Consider the following 8,024-nt stretch of genomic DNA (forward strand, 5'->3'; position numbering starts at 1 on the left):
CCCACACTGCCCGCCGGCTGAAAAGGACGGTTTTTGCCTCGAAAAACCAGCCAGCACGCCGGGTTCACGCCGGCCTCGTGTCCCGATGCAGGTCTGTGTCGAGGGCATGGGCGCTGGCCAACCTGGCCAGCAGGATCCCCAGCTGCGCAGACTGTTCGCTGGTGAGCGGGGCCAGAATTTCGGCCTCGTGCCGTTCGGCGATTCCGCGCAGCGCTCCGAGAACCTTCGTGCCCTCGGCCGTCAGCCGGAGCTCGTAATTCCGCCGGTCGGCGCTGCTGCGCACGCGGGCCACCAGGCCTCGCGTCTCCAGCGAGTCGATGAGGGGAACAACGCGGCTCGGCACCGCTCCCAGGCGGTCGGCCAGGGACCGCTGGCTCAGTCCGGGGCTACGGCCGAGCAGGCGGAGGACCCCCGCATCGCTGGGGGTCAGGCCGAGTTCGCGGGTGCGCTCGGCGAAGCGTGCCGATGCCAGCGCCCCGAGCTGGGACAGCAGGAAAGCGGTTCGCTTCGGCCGCGGCGGATCCGTTGACTCCATGCCCCAATATTACGCCATTGACAGAATCATTCAACAGGTGAATCATTTTAGTTGTGACGTAATTATCGGAAAGAAGCGATCATGACTGACCTGTCCCGCCACCACACTGCTCCCTCGACGCGATCCGGCGGCCCCAACCCGGGCATCCTGGCGGCCGTGAGTCTGGGACTCACGATCGGAGCCCTGCTCGGCAGCGCGATCCTCACCAACGGGCAGACCTACGTCTCGCCCTTCTCCCCCGCCGGCCAGGTCGCGGCATATTTTCACGGGAACCCCGACGCCGTCCGGCTCGCCAGCCTGTTCCAATTCGGTTCAGCAGTCCCGCTGGGCATCTTTGCGGCCACGGTTTACGCCCGGCAGCTCCGGCTGGGTGTGCGGGTCCCCGGGCCCGCAATCGGCTTCTTTGGCGGCATCACCGCCTCGGTGTTCCTCATGGTCTCGGCTGCCGTGGGGTGGGTTCTGAGCCGCCCGGAAATCACCACCGACGTGACGCTGACCCACGCAATGTCGTTTCTCGCGTTCATCACGGGCGGTGTCGCCTATGTCGTCGGCCTGGGGCTCCTCGTCGCCGGAATCGCTGTCCCCGCCCTCATTCTGCACTTCGTGCCGCGCTGGCTGGCCTGGGCCGGCCTGGTCATTGCCGCCCTATCCGAGCTGAGCTTTCTCTCCATGGTGATCGAGCCGCTCCAGTTCCTGCTGCCCGTCGGGCGGTTCGGCGGACTCCTCTGGCTGGTTGCGGTCGGGTTCCTGTTGCCGCAGAGCCGGGCTGCCGCGAATCGACGCGAACCATGAGCCTGTCGGGACGGCCATCCGGTCTAGGCTCCCTCCCCGGAGAGGCCTCCGAGGTCGGCCGAATCCACGCGGCCATAGCGCACGCGCTCGGTGGGACGATGATGCAGCAGGGGGTGGCGGGCGGCGGCTGAACGACGCCCGGGCGACCGTCCGGCGCCTGGTGTCGAGGGCTGTGCAGGCGTTTCCGCCGCACCGTCGTCCTTGACGAGTGTCAGGTCGGTTCGGCGGCCCTGGGCGGATTCCTCCCGGAGGGCGATCAGGTGTTCCGCCAGCGCTACTTCCGGCCGGCCCGGGTTGGCCTGCAGCAAACGGCACAGCTGCTCCCGTGCACGGGCCTGCCCCGGCGAAGAATCAGACAGCACTTCGGCGATGATCCCGGCGGCCTGCAAGCGTATCCCCCACGCCCAGCTGTCCTCCGGCTCGCTGACCAACGCGTCCGTGGGTGTGTGTCCGTGTGAGGGTTCCGCACGGGACGACAACTCAATGGACATTGGCATTCCTTTGTTCCCGTTCCGGCAGAGCCCGGAACCGGCCACGATCCCGAGAGCCCTGCATCCATTCCTGGAGCCAGCGGGGCGGAAGACCGTGACGACACTTTACAACGGTAAAGACCGGTCTGTCTCGGGTCGGGGGCAGGATTGATGGCGACGCCGGGCCCGGCCGTTTTCAATCGTGGCTCTGGATGACATCCTTCAGCCATGCAATTGCTGCAGTCCTGGAGGTAAAGAACTCGTGCGGGTATTTTGTCTCCCGACTCGTGGCGGAAGCGATCACCCTGTCGACCGTGCTCGATCCGAGGACCGCGATAGCGACCACGCCCCTGCTTTGCGCGAATTGGTATCTGGCCGCTGCGCTGAACACCACGTCGGTCATCTCAGAGAGCATTGGCATCGGCGTCCCGCCGCTGATCCGGTCCACGGCAAGCATGGCGTCCCGGGCGTCGTCGGCGTCCACAAAGGAACCCGGGCGCCAGACGCTCTCGAGTATCCCTGCATCGACGCTGAGCGAGTTCTTCCCGTCGGCGGCGTCGATTGGTCCCTGCATCATGCCGTTGATCCTAGGCCCGAACTGCGGCGGCGCCCGGCACCGCGCCCATGGTGTGGCCGGCGAACGCCGCACGAGGTGGATTCTGGCGTCGCCTGCGGAACAACCGCGGGGTGCCATACGTTGCACTTAGCCTAGTTAAGACTCGAGAAATGAGAACAAGCCACGTGGCAACCGATTACGACGAAGTCCGCTCGGACGTTAAGGAAACCCAGGAAAACTCCCTGGAAGCACTCCAGTCCGCCAACGCACCGGACGCCCGCAGCGTCGTCCAGGAACTGGACGAGGCCGACGGGCTGGACGGGGCCGGAGTCCCCGGCGGCGAGTTCATCGCCGAAGAGCTGATTGTCCAGGTCATCCCGCAGGCCGACGACGAGTTCACCTGCAGCTCCTGTTTCCTGGTCCGGCACCGTTCCCAGATCGCCCGGCAGTCCGGCACCGATATCTACTGCACGGACTGCGAGGGCTAGAAGCGGGCTGCCCTGGCCGAGGCCAGTGACGCCGAGCCGTTCCAGCAGGGCAGCTGTTGCCTGCCCAAGCCAATTCGATGGCTACATACCTGCGTGCACTCGCCGCGCTGGACCTTTCGTACACATCTCCGTGAACTGCTTTCGTTCGGCGGACAGGTCCCGGCCGCGCGAGAGCATGATCCCCGCTTGGCGCGTTGTTTGGGTGTGGGCCGCCAGCTCGCCCATGCCGCCTCCAGCGCTGCGCTGAGGACGTCAATGATCGAATCCAGCATGGGCTCTCCGTGAGGGTGAACTGAATCTCCGGTGGGTGATCGGGGAAAGTCTGTCATACACCGGTTTGAGGCACTGGAGTCCAGCGCAAAGGCAGGCTTTCGTCGGCCTGGCGGCCTCACCTCGGACCGGTACCAAGGTTTTCCAAAGTTGCTGTGGGGATCATGGGCGACATTCCACAACTGCATTGGGGGCGCGGTCATGACTTCTCAGACCGAGGCGGTTTCCGTTCGGGACGACGTTTCTGCTGTTTCACCCAAATGGACATCCCGAGACACGGATGGAGGAAAATCGGTGATGAGGCAGCACTGCAGAGGGCTCCTGCGTCGTACAGCAGTCATCCTGGTGCTGGCCGTGGCCGGCGTCGGCGCAATCAGCGGACCTGCGCAGGCGGCCCCCACCCACGTCAGCCCCCATTACACGGCGGGCGCACCCGGCAGCGGCGACCCGTACTTCCCGTTCGCCGGCAACGGCGGCTACGACGTCCTGCACTACGACCTCGCCCTCCGTTATACGCCACCGACCAATCCCGCGGTGCTCGCGGGCCGCCTCAGCGGGGTCGCAACTGTCACCGTCCGTGCGAAGCAGAACCTGGAGTCGCTCAACTTCGACCTGCGCGGCCTCGGCGTCGCGTCGGTCCAGGTCGACGGCAAGGCCGCCAAGTGGTCCCAAGTGCAGAACGACGCGAACCGGATCTGGGAACTCACGGTCGGTCTGCGGCCGAAGCTGAAGGCCGGACAGACGACGTCGATCGTGATCGAGTACGGCGGAATCACCGGCAGGCCGCTCGACACCACCGGGGCGCTCTACGGTTGGGTCACCACCGCTGACGGTGCGATGGTCGTGAACGAGCCCGAGGGTGCGGCGACCTGGTATCCCGTAAATGACGACCCCGAAGACAAGGCGACCTATACGTTCCGCATCACGGTGCCGGCGGGGAAGACGGCCGTGGCGAACGGCCTGCCCGTCGGCCGGCCGGCGACGAAGGCGGGATGGACCACATGGACGTGGAAGGCCTCGGACCCGATGGCCAGCTATTTGTCGACGGCGAACGTCGGCGACTTTGCCCTGTCGTACGACGTCGGTCCGCACGGGCTGCCCATCATCAATGCGATCGACGCGGACGTGACGGGCGCGGCATTGGCCGAGACTAAGGCGTCGCTTGCGTTGCAGCCCAAGATGATCGCATTCCTTGAGGGCCAGTTCGGGCGGTACCCGTTCGAGGCCTTCGGCGCGATTGTCGACGACGACACGGTCGACTATGCGCTGGAGGCGCAGACGCGGCCGGTCTACTCGGAGGTCGCGGACGAGTACACGGTGGTGCACGAACTCGGGCACCAATGGTTCGGAGACGCGGTGAGCCCGTCCGACTGGCAGGACATCTGGCTGAACGAGGGCTGGGCGACGTACATCGAGTGGCTGTGGGCCGAGCATCAAGGCACGGCCACGATGCCAAAACAGTTCGGGGACGCGATGGCATACCTCGACGCGAACAACCGCTGGGCGCTGAACATCGCAGACCCGGGCCGTGACAACTTGTTCGCGGGCCAGGTCTACCTCCGCGGGGCGGCCGCCCTCTATGCGCTGCGCGCGAAGATCGGCGACGCGGCATTCCTCAGCGGCACCCGGACGTGGTTGAGCCGCTACAACGACTCGTCGGCGACGACGGAAGACTTCGAAGCCGTGATGGAAAAGGCCTCGGGCCAGCAGCTCGACGCGTTCTTCGACGACTGGTTGCGCGAAGGCGACCGCCCGGCGATGCCACAGCAAGCGGTAACGAAAACTCAGCTGATCCCAGGACCGGCTCCCACGCATTCCCACAACACGCCGCGGAGCACCCTCCGGTAATGGCGGGCGTCTGGACTGGCCCGACACCCTCGCCAGCCGGCATGAGCCCTACCGCCGGGACTCCTTAACGGCCATCGCTGATCCCCCGCCGCGTCTCACGGGCTCGGCGGCGGCGACCATCCCGCCGTCGGGCAGGAACTCGATGGCAGTCGCGGCGCCGATCTCCGCTGCCGACGTGAACGCATCCCCCGACGGCGTGAACTGATGGCCAAACGGTGCCAGCTGGCTGCCGTACTTGGCAATGAACTCGGGTTCGGCCGTGACCTTGGCCGTGTTCCGTTGCGAGGCACGCGGTGCAGCGATCGCCTCGGAGATGGTCATGCCGAGGTCCACCCGGTTCAGGATGGTCTGCAGGACGGTTGTGATGATGGTCGATCCGCCGGGCGAGCCGAGGGCGAGGAACGGCTTGCCCTCCTTGAGGATGATGGTCGGCGACATGGAGGAGCGCGGGCGCTTCCCCGGTTCGATCCGGTTCGGGTCGGCCGGGTCGTAGACGGTCGAGAAATCGGTCAGCTCGTTGTTGAGCAGGAAGCCGCGGCCGGGGACCACCATGCCGGACCCGCCGGTCTGCTCGATCGTGAGCGTGTAGTCCACGACGTTCCCCCACTTGTCCGCGACGGTCAGGTTGGTCGTCGAGATGTTCTCGGTGTCGTTCTCGTCGGCGGGTGCGACGGCGGCGGCCGGGCACGCGCCGTCGTACGCGGAGACGTTCCCCGGCGCGACCGGCTTCGCTGCCGCGTGCAGCGGGTCAATCTGGCAGGCGCGCTCCTTGCCGAACAACGGGTCCGTGAGCGCGGCGGTGGGAACGCTCACGAACGCGGGGTCCCCCACGTACTTGCCACGGTCTGCGAAGGCAAGCGCGCTGGCCTCGAGGTAGTGGTGCAGGGCGCCCGGTGTGGACATCCCGGACAGGTCGGAGGGCTCCAGGATGTTCAACGCCTCGCCTACCGTGGTGCCGCCGCTGCTGGAGGGCGCCATGCCGTAGACGTCCAGGTCGCGGTAGTCCACGTGCGTGGGCGCCTGGTCCAGGGCGCGGTACGCGGCGAGATCCGCCGTCGTCAGATGGCCTGCAGGAACGGGCAGCTGGGTTTTGGACGTCTTAGGCGGGGCCTGCACCGTGGCCGCGATCTCGGCCGCAAGCGGCCCGCCGTAGAAGCCGCTGGTGCCCTTTTTCGCGAGGAGCCGGTATGTCTCAGCGAGGTCGTGGTTCTGGAAGACGCTGCCGACGGCGGGGGCGTCACCGCCCGGGAGGTAGAGGCTGCTGGTCGAGGGAAATGCCTCGAACCGTGCCTTGTTGTCGAGGGTCTGCTGGCGGAACGTCTTGTCGACCACGAATCCACGGGTGGCCACGTTGATGGCAGGCTTCAGGGCATTGCCGAGGCTCAACGTGCCCCACCGGTCCAGGGCACGCGCCCAGGTAGCCGGGGTGCCGGGGACGCCGACGGAGACGCCGCTTGTGACGAGCTCGGGCGTGAAGTTGTACGGCTTGCCGGTCGCCGGGTCGATGAATGCGTCGTGCGGCATTCCTGCAGGTGCGGTCTCGCGGCCGTCGATTGTGCCTACATTGCCGGTCTTCGCGTCGTAGAACACGAAGTAGCCTCCGCCACCGATCCCGGCGCTGTAAGGCTCAGTGACACCAAGGGTCGCGGCTGCAGCGACGGCGGCGTCCGCCGCATTGCCGCCCTTGCGGAGGACCTCGATCGCCGCCGCGGATGCCTCCGGGTCCACGGTGCTCACCGCACCGCCGTACCCAGTGGCGGTTGGCGTCTTTGCGGTTTCCCGCGGGTCGGCCTGCGCAGGAGCGAGGACGCCGCCCGTCACGCTCAATGCCAGGGCCGCCGTGACAGCCACCAGCCCACGTGTCATATATGCCATGATCGCTCCCGAGTCCGTGTTACACGTATTGACAGTGCTTGTCACGCTACTACGCAGGCGTGGGACACTCAACACTCGGTCGACGCCGTCGGGCGCTCTTTCAGCAGCAGTGAGAACTGGACTGCCGGGTGCTCGGTGGCGTCGGTGGGTCCACGGGCCGGGGCGCGGCCTGGCGACCCCCGGCATTTATAGCCGCTCCCGACATTCCGCGCCCGCGGCATATACATCCCGGTACTCCGCCCATGTTGGTGGTCGGCGGCTTGGAGCAACTGAAATCCGCGGACGCCAGTCAATGCCTTAGTCGTGTGTGGCTGCATCGTCCGTTTCATCATTACTGTCAGTGCCTCGCCATATGCTCTGAGTGTGGAGAGCAAGACAGCGTTCAGTTCGGAGATGTTGAGTGCGGAGAGCGGGGCGGCCGTGGAGGCCGTCGCCGCCTCTGCTGCCGCGCTGGCTGCCTTGGCCGGTACCGGCGCCGCCGATCCGCCTGCTGCCGACCCGTTGGAAGCTGGCGATCCGTTGCGGCGGTTGGCGGACGGTTGCCTGGACGGACTCGCCGAGGTCGCCCGGCTGGAGGCCCGGACCGCGGCGCTGAAGGTCCGGCTGGCCGCCGACTACGTCCAGGCAACCAGGGCCTTGGCCCCACCGGCACCGTCCCCGCGGGACCGTGCCGTACAGGAGATGGCCCTGGTCGCCGAGGTCGGCTGTGTCCTGACCGTCAGCGAACGCGCCGCCGCCGCCCTCCTCGCCGACTCCCGGGCCCTGACGACGGAGCTGCCGCTGACCCTGGCCGCGCTGCAGGCCGGCACGCTCTCCTGGGCCCACGCCCGGATCCTCGTGCAGGAAACCGCCGGCCTGGACCGGGCCGGTACGGCCGGGCTCGAGGCGCACTTCCTGGACCCCGACGCGCCGAACCCGGCCCGCGGCTGCCCGGCCGGGGAGCTCGTGGCGTCCCGGTTCCGGGTCAAGGCACGTACCTGGCGTGAACGCCACCACCCGGCCGGCATCGAGGAACGCCACGCCACGTCCGCCGCGGACCGGCGGATCGAGTACACCCCGGACCGGGACGGCATGGCCTGGCTCTCGGCCTATTTCCCGGCCGACACCGCCGCCGGGATCTGGGAACGGGCCACCGCCGCCGCCCGCGCCCTGCAGGGCCCGGACGAGCCCCGGACTCTCACCCAGCTCCG

The 8,024-nt window shown here is 67.4% G+C and carries 8 protein-coding genes; 4 read left to right on the top strand and 4 right to left on the bottom strand.

Annotation, left to right across the window (positions count from 1 at the left end):
- Nucleotides 1-64: 64 nt before the first annotated feature.
- On the bottom strand, nucleotides 65-535 hold the full coding sequence (locus B5X90_RS19950; RefSeq protein ID WP_079555638.1) for a MarR family winged helix-turn-helix transcriptional regulator: 471 nt from the start codon (nucleotides 533-535) through the stop codon (nucleotides 65-67).
- A gap of 81 nt (nucleotides 536-616) precedes the next feature.
- Between B5X90_RS19950 and B5X90_RS19955 the strand changes: the two genes are divergently transcribed.
- Nucleotides 617-1,327, top strand: coding sequence for a hypothetical protein (locus B5X90_RS19955; RefSeq protein ID WP_079555639.1), 711 nt, complete (start codon nucleotides 617-619; stop codon nucleotides 1,325-1,327).
- A gap of 23 nt (nucleotides 1,328-1,350) precedes the next feature.
- On the opposite strand, the gene B5X90_RS19960 is transcribed toward B5X90_RS19955, so the two are convergent.
- Together B5X90_RS19960 and B5X90_RS19965 are read right to left on the bottom strand one after the other, a co-directional pair.
- Nucleotides 1,351-1,818: a hypothetical protein gene (locus tag B5X90_RS19960; RefSeq protein ID WP_079555640.1), complete on the bottom strand. Its 468-nt coding sequence runs from the start codon at nucleotides 1,816-1,818 to the stop codon at nucleotides 1,351-1,353.
- A gap of 175 nt (nucleotides 1,819-1,993) precedes the next feature.
- Nucleotides 1,994-2,374 carry a DUF7793 family protein gene (locus tag B5X90_RS19965; RefSeq protein ID WP_079555641.1) on the bottom strand — a complete coding sequence of 127 codons (381 nt, stop codon included), beginning with the start codon at nucleotides 2,372-2,374 and terminating at the stop codon, nucleotides 1,994-1,996.
- Between the two features lie 164 nt (nucleotides 2,375-2,538).
- On the opposite strand from B5X90_RS19965, the gene B5X90_RS19970 reads away from it, so the two are divergent.
- Both B5X90_RS19970 and B5X90_RS19975 read left to right on the top strand, forming a co-directional pair.
- Complete coding sequence (locus B5X90_RS19970; protein ID WP_028277900.1) at nucleotides 2,539-2,841, top strand: DUF4193 domain-containing protein; 303 nt, start codon at nucleotides 2,539-2,541, stop codon at nucleotides 2,839-2,841.
- A gap of 567 nt (nucleotides 2,842-3,408) precedes the next feature.
- On the top strand, nucleotides 3,409-4,959 hold the full coding sequence (locus B5X90_RS19975) for a M1 family metallopeptidase (protein WP_079555642.1): 1,551 nt from the start codon (nucleotides 3,409-3,411) through the stop codon (nucleotides 4,957-4,959).
- Nucleotides 4,960-5,007: 48 nt separating this feature from the next.
- Here the strand turns inward: B5X90_RS19975 and ggt are convergent, their stop codons facing one another.
- Entirely contained in the window at nucleotides 5,008-6,834 is a 1,827-nt protein-coding gene (ggt, locus tag B5X90_RS19980; RefSeq protein ID WP_079555643.1) for a gamma-glutamyltransferase, read from the bottom strand.
- A 393-nt stretch (nucleotides 6,835-7,227) separates the two neighbouring features.
- On the opposite strand from ggt, the gene B5X90_RS19985 reads away from it, so the two are divergent.
- A partial coding sequence (locus B5X90_RS19985) for a DUF222 domain-containing protein (protein WP_143264843.1) occupies nucleotides 7,228-8,024 on the top strand: 797 nt, incomplete at its 3' end.

The sequence above is a fragment of the Arthrobacter sp. 49Tsu3.1M3 genome, assembly GCF_900168135.1.
GTDB lineage: Bacteria > Actinomycetota > Actinomycetes > Actinomycetales > Micrococcaceae > Arthrobacter.

Bases quoted from the DNA above. Each gene is read 5' to 3' on its own strand.
- B5X90_RS19950 (WP_079555638.1), bottom strand. From the start codon at position 535: ATGGAGTCAACGGATCCGCCGCGGCCGAAGCGAACCGCTTTCCTGCTG.
- B5X90_RS19955 (WP_079555639.1), top strand. From the start codon at position 617: ATGACTGACCTGTCCCGCCACCACACTGCTCCCTCGACGCGATCCGGC.
- B5X90_RS19960 (WP_079555640.1), bottom strand. From the start codon at position 1,818: ATGTCCATTGAGTTGTCGTCCCGTGCGGAACCCTCACACGGACACACA.
- B5X90_RS19965 (WP_079555641.1), bottom strand. From the start codon at position 2,374: ATGATGCAGGGACCAATCGACGCCGCCGACGGGAAGAACTCGCTCAGC.
- B5X90_RS19975 (WP_079555642.1), top strand. From the start codon at position 3,409: ATGAGGCAGCACTGCAGAGGGCTCCTGCGTCGTACAGCAGTCATCCTG.
- ggt (WP_079555643.1), bottom strand. From the start codon at position 6,834: ATGGCATATATGACACGTGGGCTGGTGGCTGTCACGGCGGCCCTGGCA.